Raw genomic sequence first — 19,153 nt, forward strand, 5'->3', positions numbered from 1 at the left:
TCTGTGTAAGTGAGGTTTTTCCCGGATGATACCCTTGATAAACTAAGTCACAGTCCCCATATTATTAATGGGAATATAACTAATAATTGCGGGGGGATTTATGGCTAGAGAATTAAATATTTTTATTAGTCATTCGTGGGGGAATCACGACGAATTACTACGACTGCGTAACCTTCTAAATGCAAGACCCTATTTTAGGGCTGAATTCTCTGAAGTTAGCAAAGATATACCTATTAATTCAGTGAATGCTGATTACATCAAAAGAGTTCTTGGCGAAAAAATTCGCAACAGTAATGTATTACTTGCTATAGCTGGAATCTATGCAAGCCATAGTACTTGGATGGAGTGGGAGATGGACACCGCAATTAGACATGGAGTTCCCGTTATTGGTGTTATTCCTCATGGTGCATCAAGAGTATCTCAGGTTGTAGCTAATCGTTCTGTCGAACAGGTTCGGTGGAGCACAGAAAGTATTGTTGATGCTATTCGTCGACGTGCCAAATAATACAATAAGGGGAACTTTACAGTTCCCTTAGTCAGATTTTATACAATTCGTCTCGCTTGCCATTGTGTATGTTCACGTGAAAATGCTGTCTCAGCATCACGAATAAAATCTAAAAAATCTTTTTCGCTAGAAATATAATAAGATTGCTCTTTTATTAGACCAATTTCATGTGCTGTAAGGGCATACGATGCCGAAAGTTCATTATACTTTTTAATTTGCACCCAGCCTATGAGAGCAGAAATTATTGTTGTAATTAGCTCTGTTGGTAACGAGGTAGATTGACTTGGTTCTTTAGCAAGGTATGCTGTCATAGCAAGGGATAAAACATAGAAAATCAGTATAGCCACCGCCCACCCCTTACCAATCCTTTTGTTGAATAGAGATTTTTTAGCATACCATGTCCGTTGATCTTCAATTCTTTGTTCTACGTAAAGATCTCTTCTTTGTTCATAGCTCATTTTTCTAATAGTTTTTAAACAAATGCTAAATTGGTCTCCTTCAAGATTATTTAGTGCTTTTGTCTGAATCGCATATTTACTATCTTTTAAGATATTTTTTAAGTATTCAACATATTGTTTTGCATTATGTGTTTCTTCATCGCCATTAAAAGGCTCCGCTTTCATTGCAAATTTCCATGTTGTGGTTTTTATTGATTCGGTAACCGCTCTATATTTATACCATTTTTGTTCAAAATTTATAACATTCCTAACTAGTAGCAATATAATCAATAAAATGAATAATGCTAAATTAGTAATGTATTTCCCATCGTAAGATAAAGATGAGTTAACAGCAGTGAATATTAGCAATGCATATTCTGCTCTCACTCCATTTAAAAAATACCACTGATTTTTTGCTGAGCGCTCATTAGTGATTTCATATAGATGAGGGTATTGAATATTCATAATGCATTTCCATTTTTTATGCGGATTGTGTTTGTTTTTTCAATCTAAAATATGTTGCCCGAGATATTCCTGTTTTTTCATATATCATTTTGAATGATTCACCTTGTTTTATAAGAAATTGTGCAGTTGTCGTTTTAGGGTGTGGCTTTCGTCCAAATTTGACGCCAGAAGCCATTGCAGCAATCCGTCCGTCATTGGTTCGCTCCAGAATGCGCTCGCGCTCTGCTTCAGCAACAGCGGCCAGGATCTGAATGACCATTTTCCCCATCGTACCTTCCGTACTGAGGCCGTTTTCCAGAAACCGGATGGCGATCCCCTTTTTATAGCAGGCGTCAACGATATGGATCATATCAGCCGTATTGCGTCCGAGGCGGTCCATTTTGGTACAGATGATGATGTCATCTTTTTCAGCACGGCCAAGCAGTCGTTGCAGTCCTTCACGCTCGTCAGTGGCCCCGGTGGCACTGTTGCAAATAGTCGGTGGTGATAAACTTATCATCCCCTTTTGCTGATGGAGCTGCACATGAACCCATTCAAAGGCCGGCATTTTCAGCGTGACATCATTCTGTGGGCCGTACGCTGGTACTGCAAATACGGCATCAGTTACCGTGAGCTGCAGGAGATGCTGGCTGAACGCGGAGTGAATGTCGATCACTCCACGATTTACCGCTGGGTTCAGCGTTATGCGCCTGAAATGGAAAAACGGCTGCGCTGGTACTGGCGTAACCCTTCCGATCTTTGCCCGTGGCACATGGATGAAACCTACGTGAAGGTCAATGGCCGCTGGGCGTATCTGTACCGGGCCGTCGACAGCCGGGGCCGCACTGTCGATTTTTATCTCTCCTCCCGTCGTAACAGCAAAGCTGCATACCGGTTTCTGGGTAAAATCCTCAACAACGTGAAGAAGTGGCAGATCCCGCGATTCATCAACACGGATAAAGCGCCCGCCTATGGTCGCGCGCTTGCTCTGCTCAAACGCGAAGGCCGGTGCCCGTCTGACGTTGAACACCGACAGATTAAGTACCGGAACAACGTGATTGAATGCGATCATGGCAAACTGAAACGGATAATCGACGCCACGCTGGGATTTAAATCCATGAAGACGGCTTACGCCACCATCAAAGGTATTGAGGTGATGCGTGCACTACGCAAAGGCCAGGCCTCAGCATTTTATTATGGTGATCCCCTGGGCGAAATGCGCCTGGTAAGCAGAGTTTTTGAAATGTAAGGCCTTTGAATAAGACAAAAGGCTGCCTCATCGCTAACTTTGCAACAGTGCCGTCGGTTTGCATGGCCAGCTCGGTCAGCAACTGGACAGCCTGCCGGTAGTGGCCAATCGTGAACGGCTGGAAGCCGAACACCGTTTGCAGCTCGACCAGGTGCTCGCGTCGGGTCTGCTCACGCTGCCCGTACTCGTCCCAGCTTTCGATGCCGACCTTGAGCTGGTTGGCGACCAGTCTCAGCAATGGCGGGAACGGTGGCTCATCAGCGCCAAGGATGACGCCGGGAAAGCGCAGGTAGCAGAGCTGCACCGCGAAGCCCAGCCGATTGGCCGGGCCGCGCCGCTGCCGGATGATGGAGAGGTCGCTTTCGCTGAACGTGTAGTGACGGATCAACTCATCCTTGGTGTCCGGCAACGCCAGCAGGCTTTCGCGCTCGGCGGCGGAGAGGATCGAACGGCGGGGCATGCGGTTTCCTTCTTCTTGAAAACGTAGGTTTGTGACAAGCCCGCCAAGGCAACCGGCGCGGCACGGGAATCAAGGCATTGCGATTCTCGAAAATAGTTCTTGAAATTCTATTCTTGATTGCATATCATCTCAACGAGTTTCGATAAGAAAGGATGCGCATGCGACCGTCTGGTTCGCTGGTGGGCAAGGAGGCAGCAGCCGACACGCTCATCGGCAACTGCACGACCGCACGACCAGCCTCCCGTTCAAATTCGAGTTAGAACTCATATCCAGCCTGTCTGGGGGCACTGTGAAAGAGGGATCTCCGATGACTGTTGAATCGAGAATATTTTCTGTAGCCGAGTATGTTCAGCCGTCCGAAGGCGAGCCTATTCGTTCCGTTGTGCTTGAAACCCGAGACTCAATTATCGTGGTTTGGCATGTCCATCCCGGGCAGGAAATTGCGGCTCACATTCATCCTCACGGCCAAGACACGTGGACTGTTTTGTCGGGAATGGCTGATTACTTTCAGGGCAATGGGATTGTTCGTGCCCTCAGGGAAGGTGAGATAGCCGTGGCAAGACCGGGCCAAGTGCACGGGGCGCGAAATACAGGTACCGAGCCATTTGTGTTAGTCTCGGTTGTGGCATCAGCCAATGCCGGTTTCGTATTGGCTGAGCGATAGAGCCCAATCTCTGGAGTTGGTCCAATGAGCGGTCGGGGAGATAGGTAACAGACATGCAGCGGACACGGCTGCTAAACCAGGTCGCAAACCTCCTTGCGTCGCAGCGTGCCGCAAGCGACGCGATCAATCGAATGGGGTCGGCATGAGACTGAACACCATCCAGTTCCCGACCGCGTAGCCGCCTGTCCTGCCGATCAGGTCTTGACCATCGACGCCTGGGATCAGTCCTGAATGTTCTTGGAGACCACTACGTTAGGGGTTTGAGGTCCAATGGGGCGAAAACCTACGCTAAGAGTCTACATATTCATTAACATGTTGATTTAAAGGCCTTAATTCACCATTCATCACGTTTTCAGACAAGGTGAATGAGTAATGCCCTAACATATTGATATGACCGTGCATCAGCGGTGATAATCTGGATATATCTTCTTCGTTAATTTCAGTAGGCTGGCTATCTGTATTAATATGTCCAAGGGCTTCCTGCATATACAGCGTATTCCATAAAACAACAGTATTTGTTACCAGTCCCAATGATCCAAGTTGATCCTCTTGCCCTTCGCGATAGCGTTTTCTGATTTCACCACGTTGACCATGGCAAATGGCGCGAGCCACACTGTGTCTCCCTTCACCCCGGTTTAGTTGCGTTAGTATTCGGCGACGATAATCTTCATCATCAATATAATTCAGCAGGTATAGCGTTTTATTTATTCGCCCAGCTTCAATGATGGCCTGCGCCAAACTAGACGGGCGCGTGCTCTTCAATAAACTACGGATTAGCTCTGATGCTTGTACAGTTCCCAATTTAAGAGAACCCGCAATCCGCATCATATCGTCCCAGTTAGCCTCAATCAGTGCTAGATTGATGCAACCACGGGCCAATTCATCGAGAGGGCCGTAATTCGCATTTTTATCCACTCGCCAGAAAACGGCATCTCCGGCATCCGCCAGACGTGGGGAAAACTGGTATCCCAACAACCAGAACAGACCGAATATCAAATCACTGGCACCTGCTGTATCAGTCATAATTTCCTGTGGATTTAACCCCGTTTGCTGTTCAAGTAAACCCTCCAGAACAAAGATTGAGTCTCTCAACGTACCTGGGACAACAATGCCGTGAAAACCAGAAAACTGATCGGAGATAAAGTTGTACCAGGTAATTCCACGATCAGAGCCAAAGTATTTTCTATTGGGTCCGGCGTTAATCGTTTTTACTGGCGTAACAAAACGCATACCATCAGCAGATGCGACCTCTCCACCACCCCATCGCTGAGCGAGACTGAGCGTAGCCTGGTAATCAACCAGGCGAGCATTCGCTTTGATAAGGGTTTCTGACCGAAAATAATTTTGTTTCACCCAACTAAGACGATGCCGGGTTAATGATGGAATATTGTGCTTAATTAATGGTTCAAAGCCAATGTTGCAGGCTTCTGCCAGTAATACAGCACAAATGCTGATATGCAGATCTTTCGCTCGCGCATTAGACTCGCTGACATGAGTAAATTCTTCGGCAAATCCTGTATGGGCATTGATTTCCAGTAAGAGCTCAGTCAGATCCACCAAAGGTAAAAGACCTCTGACTTGTCTGTTGAGAGCTATCAGACTTGGTGATTCATCCAGTTTCTCTAGGCTGCTGATAGTCAACGTAGGATGTTTCCCCCCGTATTCGATATGGACTGACGCATTATCATCAAAGCTATCAGCTACCGCTTTCCAGGCAAAATCTAACTGCTGAGCAAGCTTTTCTGTTGCCTGCTGAGCATTGACAGGGTGGCCTAATGCTCGACAGACAGAGACGCGTTGAGCTTGCCATTCTGTCCCTTGTAATAGCTTTGACCGTGGATCTCCCCAACGATCGCTATTCTCAAGATAAATATCCCGCCGCCTTAATGCATCCTGAAACCGCTCAAGTAGACATAGTGAATAGCCAGGCCGTCTTACTCGGCCTTCTTCGTCAAAAACCAAACGCTTCCAGGGGCCGGTAATAATATTTTTTGGAGCATCGTCAAGGATGTGCTTTCTTGAAGCGCCTAGCGACGATAAATAGTTAAAAGCTGCCAGAGTATGTTCTCCCGCCGGGGCGGCCAGAAAAGTTAATTCCCGAAGAACTCTGGGTAGAAAACGGCGAACGCGCCCATATTGTTCAATCATTTCATCTTGGAAATTATTGTCTACCGGTCGGGCCAACTCATTGACCATTTTTACCGACTCAGCCAGTCTTTCTTTGGAAATGCAGGAAAAAATTGATTTTCGGAGGTGGGAATCATCAGTTACCTCATCCAGCAGGAGTGCACAGGCTTTTGCCAGTATCAACGAAGAGCGGTCCAAATCCTTCAACGTCCTCAACCGCTTCTTTTGCCCTGCTTTTTTAGCCTCTCCCGCAATATTAGTGATTAGCATATCCAAAACATCGATGGCTTCATCCAGCGCAATGACCTCCAATGATTTAACAAAGGCAATAAGTATCGCTGTACGTTTCTTCATGGGGATACGAACTATCTTTTTTACCGAGGTTACATTGGCATAGCGAGCAAGACTTTTTAGCTGAGCCGGTGGAAGGCCTGTAAAATCAAGTTGCTGAAAACCCAGTTGGTGCAATTTGTTATAACGATCAAGTGCATCGTTAAATGCAGGACTACTGACTGTCACAGGACCTTTTTTCAGTTGCTCGAACATGGATACTCTCTGACCTTCACTAAAGCTCAGTAATTCATCCAGTTGTCGTTTCTGTTCATCATTGGGCAATGCCAGTAATCTTTGCCAAAGACGGTTTGCTGCTCGTTCGCGGATTTCGGTGATCACTCTGGAGAGTGTTGTGGTTCCTGGTAATAAAATTTTATGCTGTACCAGCCATGCGGTGGCGAAATCGAACATCAGGCTGGGGCGTTCATTGCTAATCCAGGCTCGGGTATACAGCAACCGGTTCAATCTGAATGTCCACGGAAACTCCCCGAACTCATGATAGTGATAATATTTTTTGATTTGAGCATAATGCTCCCAGCGGGTTGGTTCTCGTTTTGCGTATTCAGCCAGAATATCAGTCCGACTGATTGAAAGCTGCGTGGCAACAAAGGTTTGTACATTGTGCGGAACCAGAGCCAAATCAGGCAGGAACGCTCCTAAAAATCGGACGGATGTTAGTTGAAGGGCTATACCAAGACGGTTTTGGTCCCCGCGCCTTTGTGCGATGAATATCAGGTCATTTTCATCCAGAATAAAATAACGGGAAAGTTGTACCTCGTTCGGCTCTGCCGCATAACGCCCATAATTTTGCTTCTGCTCTTCAGTCAAAAAATCGATAGGCATCCAGCACTCCTTGCGTAACTATGACTTAGGTCTATTTTTAACTATCTCAAATGTTATGATATTTGATACCCGTCAAAACCAAAGCGGAAAAGGGTATCAGAAATCGTAATTTATACATTATGATACCACTTTGTATCAAAAACGATTTGTGAGACTGAAATGGCGTTACTGGGCTATGCTAGGGTATCAACCAGCCACCAGAAGCTGACGCTCCAGGTGGCTGAACTGAAAAGTGCCGGTGTGCGTGAAGACCGGATTTTTACCGACATGATGACCGGGGCGGCACTGTTGCAAAGTTAGCGATGAGGCAGCCTTTTGTCTTATTCAAAGGCCTTACATTTCAAAAACTCTGCTTACCAGGCGCATTTCGCCCAGGGGATCACCATAATAAAATGCTGAGGCCTGGCCTTTGCGTAGTGCACGCATCACCTCAATACCTTTGATGGTGGCGTAAGCCGTCTTCATGGATTTAAATCCCAGCGTGGCGTCGATTATCCGTTTCAGTTTGCCATGATCGCATTCAATCACGTTGTTCCGGTACTTAATCTGTCGGTGTTCAACGTCAGACGGGCACCGGCCTTCGCGTTTGAGCAGAGCAAGCGCGCGACCATAGGCGGGCGCTTTATCCGTGTTGATGAATCGCGGGATCTGCCACTTCTTCACGTTGTTGAGGATTTTACCCAGAAACCGGTATGCAGCTTTGCTGTTACGACGGGAGGAGAGATAAAAATCGACAGTGCGGCCCCGGCTGTCGACGGCCCGGTACAGATACGCCCAGCGGCCATTGACCTTCACGTAGGTTTCATCCATGTGCCACGGGCAAAGATCGGAAGGGTTACGCCAGTACCAGCGCAGCCGTTTTTCCATTTCAGGCGCATAACGCTGAACCCAGCGGTAAATCGTGGAGTGATCGACATTCACTCCGCGTTCAGCCAGCATCTCCTGCAGCTCACGGTAACTGATGCCGTATTTGCAGTACCAGCGTACGGCCCACAGAATGATGTCACGCTGAAAATGCCGGCCTTTGAATGGGTTCATGTGCAGCTCCATCAGCAAAAGGGGATGATAAGTTTATCACCACCGACTATTTGCAACAGTGCCCTATTTATCGCTACACCACAAAATCATGAATGACCGCAGCATGGCGGTTTTATTTTCTTATGCCGTCAGGGCATGGAAGGCGACCACGCCGGAGTTAAACGGGCACCGGCCGCAAATCGCCGGAAACCGCAATGCTGAACGTATCGCCCGACCCAGCCCCCTCCCTGCAAAGCCCTAATCCCGCTCACCGCCACACAGCTGCCGTACGTCCCCCACGGGGGTGCGCAGTGGGCGCCGCGCGCCTGCGCGCGGGAACGGCGGCCCGCCTTCGGGTCGCGGCGCCGTACTGCGCGTTAGCGGCCGCACGCGGCCGGTTACGGGGGACACTACGCCATACGACAAGCGACCCGCTGAGCTGCACAATCCACGGATAACACAAGCTACATACATGTCGATATGGGAATCCGCCCATCTTGCCGGGCGCCGCTGTCGTGTGGGAATCGGCCCACCTTGCCGGGCGCCGCTGCCGTGTGGAAATCCGCCCATCTTGCCGGGCGCCGCTGCCGTGTGGGAATCCGCCCATCTTGCCGGGCGCCGCTGCCGTGTGGGAATCGGCCCACCTTGCCGGGCGCCGCTGCCGTGTGGGAATCGGCCCACCTTGCCGGGCGCCGGTGCTGTGTGGAAATCCGCCCATCTTGCCGGGCGCCGCTGCCGTGTGGGAATCGGCCCACCTTGCCGGGCGCCGGTGCTGTGTGGAAATCCGCCCACCTTGCCGGGCGCTGCTGTCGTGTGGGAATCGGCCCACCTTGCCGCGCGCCGGTGCTGTGTGGGAATCGGCCCTCCTTGCCGGGCGCCGCTGCCGTGTGGGAATAGGCCCACCTTGCCGGGCGCCGCTGCCGTGTGGAAATCCGCCCACCTTGCCGGGCGCCGCTGCCGTGTGGAAATCCGCCCACCTTGCCGGGCGCTGCTGTCGTGTGGGAATCGGCCCACCTTGCCGGGTGCGTAATTGCATCGGACTTGACTACCCATTTGCATTTTACTTGGTGACCGTTTGCAGATTACTTGACCATCACCAACTAAATCTGTCCCATTAGATTTAGTTGGCGTAAGGCCTTACATCTTAACGGCTGCTGTGTGCCAGAAGCGGACGTTATAGGAAGCAATCTTTTGCCGGATTCGGTAAAACCCCAATTTTTCCGAACCGCACTCGTCCCCGCGCCGTTGTGGCGCTGATAACTACATGTAGTGGTTTTCTCAGATGCTGCCGATACTACATACAGCGGGTGCGGGGGAACCCGCAGGCCAACACTAAATAGCTGCGCGGAATAGTAGATCACTGAAAGGGAACTCAGCCCGGATTGCGCGATCTGATCATTCGCCAAACCAACCAAAACCACCAACCGGACTGAGCGATGCCGATCATAGCACCAATACCCCGTGGCGAACGACGCCTGATGCAGAAAGCTATTCATAAAACGCGCGATAAAAATCATGCCCGCAGACTCACGGCCATGCTGATGCTTCATCGGGGTGAACGGGTCAGCGATGTTGCCAGAACTCTCTGTTGTGCCCGTTCATCCGTTGGTCGCTGGATTAACTGGTTTACGCACTCAGGTATTGAAGGCCTGAAATCCTTACCCGCAGGGCGCTCCCGACGCTGGCCTTTTGAACATATCTGCACCCTGTTACGTGAGCTGATAAAGCATTCTCCCGGCGATTTTGGTTATCAACGTTCACGCTGGAGCACCGAATTACTGGCAATAAAAATCAATGAGATAACCGGTTGCCAGTTACATGCAGGAACCGTTCGCCGCTGGTTGCCATCTGCGGGGCTTGTATGGCGCAGGGCCGCGCCAACTCTGCGCATCCGTGACCCACATAAAGATGAAAAGATGGCGGTAATCCACAAAGCGCTGGATGAATGCAACGCAGAGCATCCGGTATTTTATGAAGATGAAGTGGATATTCACCTTAATCCTAAAATCGGTGCGGACTGGCAGTTGCGCGGACAGCAGAAACGGGTAGTGACGCCGGGGCAGAACGAAAAATACTATCTGGCCGGCGCACTGCACAGTGGCACGGGTAAAGTCAGCTACGTGGGCGGCAACAGCAAAAGTTCAGCGCTGTTTATCGCTCTGCTGAAGCACCTGAAAGCCACTTACCGGCGGGCGAAAACAATCACGCTGATCGTTGATAACTACATTATCCATAAAAGCCGCGAAACACAGCGCTGGTTGAAAGCAAATCCCAAGTTCAGGGTAATTTACCAGCCGGTTTACTCGCCGTGGGTGAATCATGTGGAACGGCTATGGCAGGCACTTCATGACACGATAACCCGTAATCATCAGTGCCGCTCAATGTGGCAGTTACTGAAAAAGGTCCGCCATTTTATGGAAACCGCCAGCCCATTCCCCGGAGGAAAACATGGTCAGGCAAAAGTGTAGCGGTATTAGGCGCAGCTATTTAGTCAGCAGCACCACGCTGTGAGGCGCCAGCTCACGCATTAGCGCCCCAATAATGATCATCAACAGACCGACCGCCACGCTATCACGCTCGCGAATATGACGAGTGATCCAGCCTCCCGCCAGCGCCAGTCCGCCCATCGCGACCATCGGTAATGCGGTAAGAAGAGAAGCCACAGTAAAACTCATGCCGCTGGCCGCACGTAATTGCGGGAGTAAAGGCCCGATTGACGTGAGTAGCGGACGCATATTCAGGCCAATCAGCACCAACACAAGGAGCATCAGACCCGTACGAGGAGATTGATTCATATTGTTCTTTGAGCCCGGCGCGGATAACGCGCCAGGCTTTACTCGGGTTTAGAAAGGTTTTGTCGGCAGATATTTGCCATCAAGCGTAATCACCGCGCGTTCACCGCCTTCCGGGTCAGCCACTTTTTTGACATCCAGCTTGAAGTTAATGGCGCTGATAATGCCGTCGCCAAATTTCTCATGCACCAGCACCTTCAGCGTAGAGCCATACACCTGCAGGATTTCATAGAAGCGATAAATGGTCGGGTCAGTGGGTACGCGATCGTCAATACTGCCGCGCAGTGGGATCATTTGCAGAAGCAGCACCGCATCTTCATCCAGTGAGAGCTTTTCACCAACCAGACGCGCCGCATCAGCCGGCAGTGCATGCTGCCCCAGCAAGGCCGCGGTAACAAAAGCTTCAGATAAGCCCGTACCATCGGTGAGTTGCGCAAAGGTCAGATCTTTTTTCGCTTTGATAAGCAGAATCTGGTCAGCCAAAGAGAGGCGAATATCGCGGTTAATTTGTGCGTGGATCATAATGGAACCTCCTGTATAGAGAGAAAAAATTAAGCTGCGGTGAGGCTGCGAAGCGGCATCGCGCAGGTATTTGGATTTTCGGCAAGCGAGACAAACTGCCCGCTGGCACCGTTGTAGGCGGCAATATCGCCACGTTCGATGTCGTAAACCCAGCCGTGTAATGCCATCCGCCCCTCTTCCAGCGCCAGGCGTACTGACGGGTGGGTCTGAATATTGGCCAGCTGTGCGATAACGTTTTCACGCACCATTGATGCGGTTTTCGCCTGCAATGAAATATGCGTGCGTGATTCATTCACCACGCGGGCTGAATCGGCATAGCGCAGCCAGTGGCTGACGGCGGGCATACTGTCCAGGCAATGGCATCCGGCGATGGCCGTCATGGCGCCACAGTCAGAGTGACCACATATAACAATGTCATTTACTTTCAAAACCGACACGGCGTACTCCACCGATGCGGTAACGCCTCCCGGTTCCGGGCCATAAGAAGGAACAATGTTGCCCGCATTACGGATGACAAACAGATCGCCAGGCTCACGCTGCGTCACCAGCTCCGGCACCAGGCGGCTATCTGAACACGATATAAAAAGCGCGCGTGGGTTTTGCTGGTTTGCCAGCGATCTGAAAAGCTCGGCGCGTTCGGGAAAGACGCTGCGCTGAAATTTCAAAAAGCCATCAATAATCTCTTTCACGATTGTTCCTCTGTCTCACTATGGAATGGACACAGGCTACTCGCTACGTTCCATAAGATAAAAGACTCATTTATAATCAAGTCTATTGGTAAAACTTATGGGAAAGATGATGCTGTTACGACATATTCACTACTTTCTGGCAGTCGCTGAGCATCGAGGCTTTACCCGTGCCGCCACGGCGCTTCACGTTTCGCAGCCCGCGCTTTCTCAGCAAATCAGACAGCTTGAAGAGTCACTTGGCGCGCAACTGTTCGATCGCAGTGGTCGCCATATTCAGCTCACCGATGCTGGCGAAGCCTGGTTGGGTTACGCGAAAAATGCGCTGAGATCGCTGGAAGAGGGAAAGCGGGCAATTCATGATGTCGAGGATTTGAGCCGTGGCTCACTGCGTGTCGCCGTTACCCCCACGTTTACCTCGTGGCTTATCGGGCCGCTAATGGCGAGGTTTTATGCGCGCTATCCCAATATCACCCTTGCGTTACAGGAGATGTCGCAGGAAAAGATGGAAGAGCTGCTGCTCAACGATGAACTGGACATCGGCATCGCATTTGATGATGTTCATTCGGCAGACATCGACGTACTGCCGCTACTGAAGGAATCCCTTGCGTTGATGGTGTCTGAAAGCCATCCTCTGGCGCAACAGGAGTGCGTAGCCTTGTCACATCTTAATAATGAACGACTCATTTTACTGAGTGAGGAATTTGCGACGCGCGAACAAATTGATCGCTATTGCCGCCAAAGAGATCTGCATCCGCAGATAGTAATAGAAGCAAACTCTATCAATGCCATTCTGGAACTGGTGCGTCGTACAACGCTCGCCACCCTGCTTCCATCGCCAATCGCCGCGCAAAATGAGGGATTAAAAGCCGTTTCACTGACGCCGCAGTTGCTGGAACGAACCGCCGCGCTGATGCTACGCAAAGGCGCGTGGAGAACGGCCGCCGTGAAGGCATTTACGGCAATGGCGCAGGAAGTGACGAAAACGTACACCCGGTAACATTGAATTTCGCACGCCAGCAGGCGATAGTGCTTTTTTGACTGAGACAGAAGACGAGTATGACATCAACCGCACTCTCATCGACACTCAAAGGCGGCGCGCTGATCCTGTTGCTTGCCCTGATTTACACCGGCCTCTTTACCGCTGACCGCACGACCTGGCTCATGGAGGTCACCCCGGTCATTATCATTGTGCCGCTGCTATTGTCCACGCATCGTCGCTACCCGCTGACGCCCCTCCTTTACACGCTTATCTTTTTCCACGCGCTTATTCTGATCGGCGGCGGCATGTACACCTACGCCAAAGTGCCCATCGGCTTCGACGTGCAGGAGATGTTTAACCTGAGCCGCAATCCTTACGACAAACTGGGCCACTTTTTCCAGGGGCTGGTTCCGGCACTGGCGGCGCGAGAAATTTTACTGCGCAGCGGCTACGTGCGCGGGCGTAAAATGGTCGGTTTTCTGGTCTGCTGTATCGCTTTGGCCATCAGTGCAGCCTATGAATTGATCGAGTGGTGGGCGGCGCTGGCGATGGGCCAGGGCGCAGATGATTTCCTGGGGACTCAGGGCGATCCGTGGGATACGCAGTCGGACATGTTCTGCGCCTTGCTCGGGGCATTAACCACGGTATTGCTGCTTGGTCGTTACCATCAGCGCCAGCTAATGCGCTTACTGTAATTTCTCGAACCCGCCTGATTGGCGGGTTCTGCGTTATACAGCACACCGTTTATCAGGCAACAACCTTACAAATCAGGATGGTTCTTCTCAGGTCGCTCCAGCGCCAGATATCATTTTGCAATTTATCCAGCTTATAGGGAAGGTGCGAACAAGTCCCTGATATGAGATCATGTTTGTCATCTGGAGCCATGGAACAGGGTTCATCATGAGTCATCAACTCACCTTCGCCGACAGTGAATTCAGCAGTAAGCGCCGTCAGACCAGAAAAGAGATTTTCTTGTCCCGCATGGAGCAGATTCTGCCATGGCAAAACATGGTGGAAGTCATCGAGCCGTTTTACCCCAAGGCTGGTAATGGCCGGCGACCTTATCCGCTGGAAACCATGCTACGCATTCACTGCATGCAGCATTGGTACAACCTGAGCGATGGCGCGATGGAAGATGCTCTGTACGAAATCGCCTCCATGCGTCTGTTTGCCCGGTTATCCCTGGATAGCGCCTTGCCTGACCGCACCACCATCATGAATTTCCGCCACCTGCTGGAGCAGCATCAACTGGCCCGCCAATTGTTCAAGACCATCAATCGCTGGCTGGCCGAAGCAGGCGTCATGATGACTCAAGGCACCTTGGTCGATGCCACCATCATTGAGGCACCCAGCTCGACCAAGAACAAAGAGCAGCAACGCGATCCGGAGATGCATCAGACCAAGAAAGGCAATCAGTGGCACTTTGGCATGAAGGCCCACATTGGTGTCGATGCCAAGAGTGGCCTGACCCACAGCCTGGTCACCACCGCGGCCAACGAGCATGACCTCAATCAGCTGGGTAATCTGCTTCATGGAGAGGAGCAATTTGTCTCAGCCGATGCCGGCTACCAAGGGGCGCCACAGCGCGAGGAGCTGGCCGAGGTGGATGTGGACTGGCTGATCGCCGAGCGCCCCGGCAAGGTAAGAACCTTGAAACAGCATCCACGCAAGAACAAAACGGCCATCAACATCGAATACATGAAAGCCAGCATCCGGGCCAAGGTGGAGCACCCATTTCGCATCATCAAGCGACAGTTCGGCTTCGTGAAAGCCAGATACAAGGGGTTGCTGAAAAACGATAACCAACTGGCGATGTTATTCACGCTGGCCAACCTGTTTCGGGCGGACCAAATGATACGTCAGTGGGAGAGATCTCACTAAAAACTGGGAATAACGCCTTAAATGGCGAAGAAACGGTCTAAATAGGCTGATTCAAGGCATTTACGGGAGAAAAAATCGGCTCAAACATGAAGAAATGAAATGGCTGAGTCAGCCGAGAAGAATTTCCCCGCTTATTCGCACCTTCCATAAGCAAATCCTGAAAGACCTTGATAAAGCTCGCGTGCAAGAGCCTATTGCTGACCTGAATTAGCGACAGGAGAACGCACCATGAGTGGAATATTCGTCGGATTAAACAGCCACATCATGGAGGGGTTTGACAGCGTGCTCACCAGCGTGGCCGCCGATACGGGGGGGTGGATGGCACACCTGTTCTCCGTCGCGGTGCTCTCGCTGTACATCACGTGGCGCGCCTACCAGACGATGGCAGGCAAGCTTGTCCGCCCCTTCGAGGAGATCGTGTGGGACGTGAGCCGGATGCTCATCATCATGATTTTCGTCACCAACGCCGGAGGCTATCTCGATCTGGTTTCGGATGCCATCACCGGCCTGCGGGACGGATTCAGCGGCGACGCGTCGATCTGGGCGCGGCTGGATACGGTCTGGGAAAAGGCTCAAGCACTTGGGGAGAAGCTTTACTCTTATGATGATTCAACCTATGTCGCTCTAAAAGGCACTCTGGCGCAGTTTCTGGTCTGGGCAGGCGTCATGTTACTGGTAGGCATCACGGCCATCATTAACCTGATAGCCGAACTGGTGATGCTGCTGATGCTGGCGACCGCCCCGATCTTTATCTACTGCCTGATGTGGTCGTGGTTCCGGGATATGTTCAGCAACTGGCTCAGAATTATTCTGGGCTGCATCCTTACATCCCTGTTCAGCGGCATCGCCCTGACGGTGGTAATGGATTACCTGGACTACATCCTGGCGGGCGCCACAAAAGCATCCGATGCCAACTACCTGACTCTGGCCGTTCAGGTCTTCCTCGGCACGGCGGGTGCCGCCGCCGTGATGGTCCTGACCTATAAGCTGGCCGAGGCGCTTGCCGGTGCATCCGCACAGGGTGCCGCGCAGGCACTTGCCGCGTCGGGAATAGGTTCAGCCCGTCAATCCGCCTCCTCCGCAGCCGGTGCGGTGGGGGATAAAGCCTCACAGAACCTTAACAGTACCGGCAGCGCAACGGCCTCGTCTGCCTCCACGGCCTCCCGCGCCACCGGCGATGCGCGCAGCCGCAGCCGCGCCGCCGTTCAGCGGATGCAGGAACGCTACCAGAGATAACCCAGTCTGACTGAACTGCGGGACGCCGCAACGGCGTCCTGCGGCTTCGTCACGTCTTTACCACAGGAAAAACACCATGAAATACGGCATCACGCTGCTGATGCTGTGCCTGCTTGCAGGCTGCGCACAGCGAAACACCCAACTTCCGCCCGTGTCGGGCAACCCGGAGCCGGTCAATTCCCCGGCCATTATTCAGGAGTTAACCCCCCATGTCTGAACTTACCGCCAAAGCCCTGAGCGACTCGCGCTCGTTTGAGAACGCCATTCTTGAGCGGGATATGCGCATGAAAAAGGCGGGCTGGATCGTGGCGGCGCTCGCCGGTCTGCTGCTCGTCTTCGCCCTTGCCGCCCTTATCCTGCTGCTACCGCTCAAAACCACCACCGTGGAGCTGTACACGCTCGACCGTCAGACCGGGCGCATCGAGCGCGTCACCACCGTCGGCGAGGACAAGCTGGACACCTCCGAGGTGCTCAATCTCTCGCAGACTGCGTCCTACGTGAAGCGCCGCGAGGGGTACAACTATTTCGCCCTTCAGCAGGACTACAGAGAGACGCAGATGTTCAACAGCGACGAGGTCAACAAGGAATACCTCGACTGGTTTAACAGCCCGGACGCGCCGGACGCTGTGTTTCAGCAGGCGGCCTATGTGGTCACGGTGGAAGTCCTCTCCAACGTACCGTCAGAGGGCACCGGCTCCAGCATGGTGGAGATGCTGCGCATCAAGCGCACCATTCGAAAGGTCAAGGACAACACCGAAACGTATGATTACTGGACGGTGCGCATGACCTACCGCTATTTCCCGCAGAAGAAAATGACGGCCTCCGAGCGCGAGGTGAACCCGTTCGGCTTCATCGTCACCAGTTACCAGCGGTTTAAGGAGAAAAGCGATGAATAAGGTACTGATGTGTGCCCTCCTGCTGACCGCCGCGTCAGCATGGGGTGCGGCGACACCGCACGGCAGCGCCTATGACAGCCGCATGCAGAACATCCCCTACAACAGCCAGAACACGACAGTGATTAACACGCGGGCGGGTTACATCACGACGCTGGTTTTTGACGCCGACGAGGAGGTGATCACCGCCACCGCTGGTTTTCCGCAGGGCTGGACGATCACATCCGACCGTAACCGCGTGGGGATTAGCCCCGCGCCGGTGAAGCAGCCGGTAACGGATGCGGACGGCAAAACCGTCCAGAAGATTTTCACCCCCACGCAGCAGGACTGGCAGACCAACCTGTTTGTGACCACCACAAAGCGCGACTACAGCCTGATGCTGAACGTGATCGATAACGATCGCGAGGCGGAAAATCTGGCCTTTGTGGTGCGCTTCAGCTACCCCGACGATACCCGCAGGCAGAACGACGCAGCCCGCCTCGCCCGTCAGCAGGAGCTTCAGGCCGCGCAGGAGAAAGAACGCATTCAGTTTGCCCTGAAGAAATCCACTGCGCCGCGCAACTGGAACTACACCCGCAGGGTGGCGGCAGGTTCGGAGTCGATCACCCCGGATTTTGCGTATGACGACGGCCGGTTTACCTATCTCGGCTTTTCACCGCAGAAGCTGATCCCGTCGCCGACCGTCATCGTCGGCGGCAGCGAGCAGGTGATCACCCCGACCTTCAGCACCGAGGGTAACTACCGGGTGATGGTACTGCGCTCTCTTTCTCCACGCTTTGTGCTGCGCTACGGCAGCCAGGTCGTGGGGATTGAAAACGGCAGTTACGGGAAAGTCACCGTGGCGAACGGCAGCACCGTCTCACCGGATGTGAAACTGGAGAGCAAATGATGAACGAACAGGAAGACATTAAAACCGCCGCCGAACTGGAGGCGGAAGCCCGCGAGCGGGCGCGGGCAGAGATTGACGGCGATAAACCCGCCGCAGGCGCGGTGCCACCCGGACAGCCACAGGTGGTGCAGCACGCGAAGCGCCGCAGCCGCCGCACGCTCGTGCTGGCCGCCATCAGCCTGGTGTTACTGGTCATTATCGCCACCGGCGGGGATTACCTGATGGCGAAACTGAAGGGTGACGGCAGCGGGAAAAGCGCGAGCCATGAACCGGAATCGCACGCCACCTCCCCCGCCCGCGAGCGCAATAACCTCGGACGGGATCTGAACCCGCTGGGACAGCTGGCAGACACAACCGGCCAGGAGAAGACTACTCCGACTGATACCGCCGCGCCGCCGCAGGCATCACCGCCCCCCCTGACGTTTGACAAGGTCAGCGCCCTGGCAGACAGCGCCCCAACCACTGCAAGCAGCGCCCCGAAAAGCACGGCCAGCAGTAACGTATCACCTGCGGGCAGCGCGTCCGCGCCAGGCTCTGCAACACCCGCCGGGCAGTCGCAGGATAACGGGCTGGCGCGCATTACCGGCGTGAAGCGGCTCGGCCTCGATCCGGATTTGTACATTCCGGCCGACCGGCATATCCCCTGCGCGATGATGCAGCGCTTTGTATCGGACGTGGGCGGGCGCTTTAACTGCCTTATCAGCGAGGACATTTACAGCGCCAGCAACGCCGTGCGCCTTATCCCGGCAGGCACTGAGGCGCGCGGCCTGTACCGCACCGGCACGCTGAAAAACGGGCAGGGGCGTCTGTTCCTCGCCATCACCGAGCTGCGCACGCCGGAACCCGGCCGCCTGGTTATTCCGATGGTTGACAGCCAGGCCGTGGGGGCGCTTGGCGAGAACGGCGTCGCGGGCTGGATAGACAATCACTGGCTGGAGCGGATAGGTAATACCCTCCTGCTCGGCACGGTACAGGACTTTGCCGCTGCGGCCTCCGGCTCGTCGCCGGGCAAGGATCGCAACACGGACTACACGGAGAACACCCGCGCGGCCACGGCGGAAATGGCAAAAACGCTCCTGGAAAACAGCATTAACATCCCGCCGACGATGTACCTCAACCAGGGTGACGTGATTGGCCTGGTCACGGGGGCGGACATTGATTTTTCAGACGTCTACAGACTGCGCATGAGGTAA

Annotated in this window: 18 protein-coding genes and 3 pseudogenes; 13 read left to right on the forward strand and 8 right to left on the reverse strand. The window is 52.9% G+C overall.

The features are described 5' to 3' along the window. The first annotated feature begins 100 nt into the window (after positions 1-100). The gene (locus H7R76_RS23700) at positions 101-505 is read left to right on the forward strand and encodes a TIR domain-containing protein (protein WP_182968110.1); all 405 of its coding nucleotides are present in this window, start codon (positions 101-103) and stop codon (positions 503-505) included. A gap of 38 nt (positions 506-543) precedes the next feature. On the opposite strand, the gene H7R76_RS23705 is transcribed toward H7R76_RS23700, so the two are convergent. Next, entirely contained in the window at positions 544-1,407 is an 864-nt protein-coding gene (locus tag H7R76_RS23705) for a DUF4231 domain-containing protein (protein WP_182968112.1), read from the reverse strand. A 16-nt stretch (positions 1,408-1,423) separates the two neighbouring features. Then, entirely contained in the window at positions 1,424-1,906 is a 483-nt protein-coding gene (locus tag H7R76_RS23710) for a recombinase family protein (protein WP_227674020.1), read from the reverse strand. Positions 1,907-1,930: 24 nt separating this feature from the next. On the opposite strand from H7R76_RS23710, the gene H7R76_RS23715 reads away from it, so the two are divergent. After that, on the forward strand, positions 1,931-2,635 hold the full coding sequence (locus H7R76_RS23715; protein ID WP_001067848.1) for an IS6-like element IS26 family transposase: 705 nt from the start codon (positions 1,931-1,933) through the stop codon (positions 2,633-2,635). A gap of 52 nt (positions 2,636-2,687) precedes the next feature. Here H7R76_RS23715 and H7R76_RS23720 read toward each other — a convergent pair. Further along, a pseudogene (locus H7R76_RS23720) lies at positions 2,688-3,095 on the reverse strand (DUF4158 domain-containing protein); the annotation flags it as partial. A gap of 307 nt (positions 3,096-3,402) precedes the next feature. Here H7R76_RS23720 and H7R76_RS23725 point away from each other — a divergent pair. Then, complete coding sequence (locus H7R76_RS23725) at positions 3,403-3,759, forward strand: cupin domain-containing protein (protein WP_000215515.1); 357 nt, start codon at positions 3,403-3,405, stop codon at positions 3,757-3,759. Positions 3,760-4,047: 288 nt separating this feature from the next. On the opposite strand, the gene H7R76_RS23730 is transcribed toward H7R76_RS23725, so the two are convergent. Continuing rightward, on the reverse strand, positions 4,048-7,062 hold the full coding sequence (locus H7R76_RS23730) for a Tn3 family transposase (protein WP_182968116.1): 3,015 nt from the start codon (positions 7,060-7,062) through the stop codon (positions 4,048-4,050). 159 nt (positions 7,063-7,221) lie between these two features. On the opposite strand from H7R76_RS23730, the pseudogene H7R76_RS23735 reads away from it, so the two are divergent. Beyond that, positions 7,222-7,344, forward strand: a pseudogene (locus H7R76_RS23735) (recombinase family protein); the annotation flags it as partial. A gap of 51 nt (positions 7,345-7,395) precedes the next feature. Here H7R76_RS23735 and H7R76_RS23740 read toward each other — a convergent pair. Further along, on the reverse strand, positions 7,396-8,100 hold the full coding sequence (locus H7R76_RS23740) for an IS6-like element IS26 family transposase (protein WP_001067848.1): 705 nt from the start codon (positions 8,098-8,100) through the stop codon (positions 7,396-7,398). A gap of 1,415 nt (positions 8,101-9,515) precedes the next feature. On the opposite strand from H7R76_RS23740, the gene H7R76_RS23745 reads away from it, so the two are divergent. Then, positions 9,516-10,547 (forward strand): IS630-like element ISEc33 family transposase, encoded by a 1,032-nt coding sequence (locus tag H7R76_RS23745; RefSeq protein ID WP_003033020.1) that lies wholly within the window; start codon positions 9,516-9,518, stop codon positions 10,545-10,547. Positions 10,548-10,568: 21 nt separating this feature from the next. Here the strand turns inward: H7R76_RS23745 and H7R76_RS23750 are convergent. From H7R76_RS23750 to H7R76_RS23760, 3 genes and pseudogenes are all read right to left on the reverse strand, one after another. After that, positions 10,569-10,874: pseudogene (locus H7R76_RS23750) on the reverse strand (cyanate transporter); the annotation flags it as partial. Between the two features lie 48 nt (positions 10,875-10,922). Beyond that, positions 10,923-11,393 (reverse strand): cyanase, encoded by a 471-nt coding sequence (cynS, locus tag H7R76_RS23755; protein WP_003032552.1) that lies wholly within the window; start codon positions 11,391-11,393, stop codon positions 10,923-10,925. 29 nt (positions 11,394-11,422) lie between these two features. Continuing rightward, positions 11,423-12,082 carry a carbonic anhydrase gene (locus tag H7R76_RS23760; protein WP_003032549.1) on the reverse strand — a complete coding sequence of 220 codons (660 nt, stop codon included), beginning with the start codon at positions 12,080-12,082 and terminating at the stop codon, positions 11,423-11,425. A gap of 109 nt (positions 12,083-12,191) precedes the next feature. Here H7R76_RS23760 and cynR point away from each other — a divergent pair, with 109 nt between their 5' ends. From cynR to virB10, 8 genes are all read left to right on the forward strand, one after another. Further along, positions 12,192-13,079, forward strand: coding sequence for a transcriptional regulator CynR (cynR, locus tag H7R76_RS23765; RefSeq protein ID WP_003032546.1), 888 nt, complete (start codon positions 12,192-12,194; stop codon positions 13,077-13,079). Positions 13,080-13,138: 59 nt separating this feature from the next. Next, positions 13,139-13,756: a DUF2238 domain-containing protein gene (locus H7R76_RS23770; protein ID WP_003032543.1), complete on the forward strand. Its 618-nt coding sequence runs from the start codon at positions 13,139-13,141 to the stop codon at positions 13,754-13,756. 205 nt (positions 13,757-13,961) lie between these two features. Further along, positions 13,962-14,942, forward strand: a complete 981-nt coding sequence (locus tag H7R76_RS23775; RefSeq protein WP_000019402.1) for an IS5-like element IS5 family transposase — start codon at positions 13,962-13,964, stop codon at positions 14,940-14,942. 228 nt (positions 14,943-15,170) lie between these two features. Further along, the gene (locus tag H7R76_RS23780; RefSeq protein ID WP_001776108.1) at positions 15,171-16,178 is read left to right on the forward strand and encodes a TrbL/VirB6 family protein; all 1,008 of its coding nucleotides are present in this window, start codon (positions 15,171-15,173) and stop codon (positions 16,176-16,178) included. Between the two features lie 76 nt (positions 16,179-16,254). After that, on the forward strand, positions 16,255-16,395 hold the full coding sequence (locus H7R76_RS23785) for a hypothetical protein (RefSeq protein ID WP_000873539.1): 141 nt from the start codon (positions 16,255-16,257) through the stop codon (positions 16,393-16,395). After that, positions 16,388-17,074 (forward strand): VirB8 family type IV secretion system protein, encoded by a 687-nt coding sequence (locus tag H7R76_RS23790; protein ID WP_001293055.1) that lies wholly within the window; start codon positions 16,388-16,390, stop codon positions 17,072-17,074. The genes H7R76_RS23785 and H7R76_RS23790 overlap by 8 nt, the downstream gene beginning before the upstream one ends. Beyond that, a complete protein-coding gene (virB9, locus tag H7R76_RS23795) occupies positions 17,067-17,960 on the forward strand; it encodes a P-type conjugative transfer protein VirB9 (RefSeq protein ID WP_182968118.1) in 894 nt (297 codons plus the stop codon). The genes H7R76_RS23790 and virB9 overlap by 8 nt, the downstream gene beginning before the upstream one ends. Next, complete coding sequence (gene virB10 / locus H7R76_RS23800) at positions 17,957-19,153, forward strand: VirB10/TraB/TrbI family type IV secretion system protein (RefSeq protein ID WP_039267233.1); 1,197 nt, start codon at positions 17,957-17,959, stop codon at positions 19,151-19,153. Before virB9 ends, virB10 begins: the two co-directional genes overlap by 4 nt.

This window comes from Klebsiella sp. WP8-S18-ESBL-06 (assembly GCF_014169755.1).
Lineage (GTDB): Bacteria > Pseudomonadota > Gammaproteobacteria > Enterobacterales > Enterobacteriaceae > Kluyvera > Kluyvera ascorbata_B.

Excerpts from the sequence above, each read along its gene's own strand:
- H7R76_RS23740 (WP_001067848.1), bottom strand. The coding sequence starts at position 8,100 with ATGAACCCATTCAAAGGCCGGCATTTTCAGCGTGACATCATTCTGTGG.
- H7R76_RS23780 (WP_001776108.1), top strand. The coding sequence starts at position 15,171 with ATGAGTGGAATATTCGTCGGATTAAACAGCCACATCATGGAGGGGTTT.
- virB10 (WP_039267233.1), top strand. The coding sequence starts at position 17,957 with ATGATGAACGAACAGGAAGACATTAAAACCGCCGCCGAACTGGAGGCG.
- cynR (WP_003032546.1), top strand. The coding sequence starts at position 12,192 with ATGCTGTTACGACATATTCACTACTTTCTGGCAGTCGCTGAGCATCGA.
- H7R76_RS23790 (WP_001293055.1), top strand. The coding sequence starts at position 16,388 with ATGTCTGAACTTACCGCCAAAGCCCTGAGCGACTCGCGCTCGTTTGAG.
- H7R76_RS23710 (WP_227674020.1), bottom strand. The coding sequence starts at position 1,906 with ATGATAAGTTTATCACCACCGACTATTTGCAACAGTGCCACCGGGGCC.
- virB9 (WP_182968118.1), top strand. The coding sequence starts at position 17,067 with ATGAATAAGGTACTGATGTGTGCCCTCCTGCTGACCGCCGCGTCAGCA.
- H7R76_RS23700 (WP_182968110.1), top strand. The coding sequence starts at position 101 with ATGGCTAGAGAATTAAATATTTTTATTAGTCATTCGTGGGGGAATCAC.
- cynS (WP_003032552.1), bottom strand. The coding sequence starts at position 11,393 with ATGATCCACGCACAAATTAACCGCGATATTCGCCTCTCTTTGGCTGAC.
- H7R76_RS23785 (WP_000873539.1), top strand. The coding sequence starts at position 16,255 with ATGAAATACGGCATCACGCTGCTGATGCTGTGCCTGCTTGCAGGCTGC.
- H7R76_RS23770 (WP_003032543.1), top strand. The coding sequence starts at position 13,139 with ATGACATCAACCGCACTCTCATCGACACTCAAAGGCGGCGCGCTGATC.
- H7R76_RS23745 (WP_003033020.1), top strand. The coding sequence starts at position 9,516 with ATGCCGATCATAGCACCAATACCCCGTGGCGAACGACGCCTGATGCAG.
- H7R76_RS23730 (WP_182968116.1), bottom strand. The coding sequence starts at position 7,062 with ATGCCTATCGATTTTTTGACTGAAGAGCAGAAGCAAAATTATGGGCGT.
- H7R76_RS23775 (WP_000019402.1), top strand. The coding sequence starts at position 13,962 with ATGAGTCATCAACTCACCTTCGCCGACAGTGAATTCAGCAGTAAGCGC.
- H7R76_RS23715 (WP_001067848.1), top strand. The coding sequence starts at position 1,931 with ATGAACCCATTCAAAGGCCGGCATTTTCAGCGTGACATCATTCTGTGG.
- H7R76_RS23705 (WP_182968112.1), bottom strand. The coding sequence starts at position 1,407 with ATGAATATTCAATACCCTCATCTATATGAAATCACTAATGAGCGCTCA.
- H7R76_RS23725 (WP_000215515.1), top strand. The coding sequence starts at position 3,403 with ATGACTGTTGAATCGAGAATATTTTCTGTAGCCGAGTATGTTCAGCCG.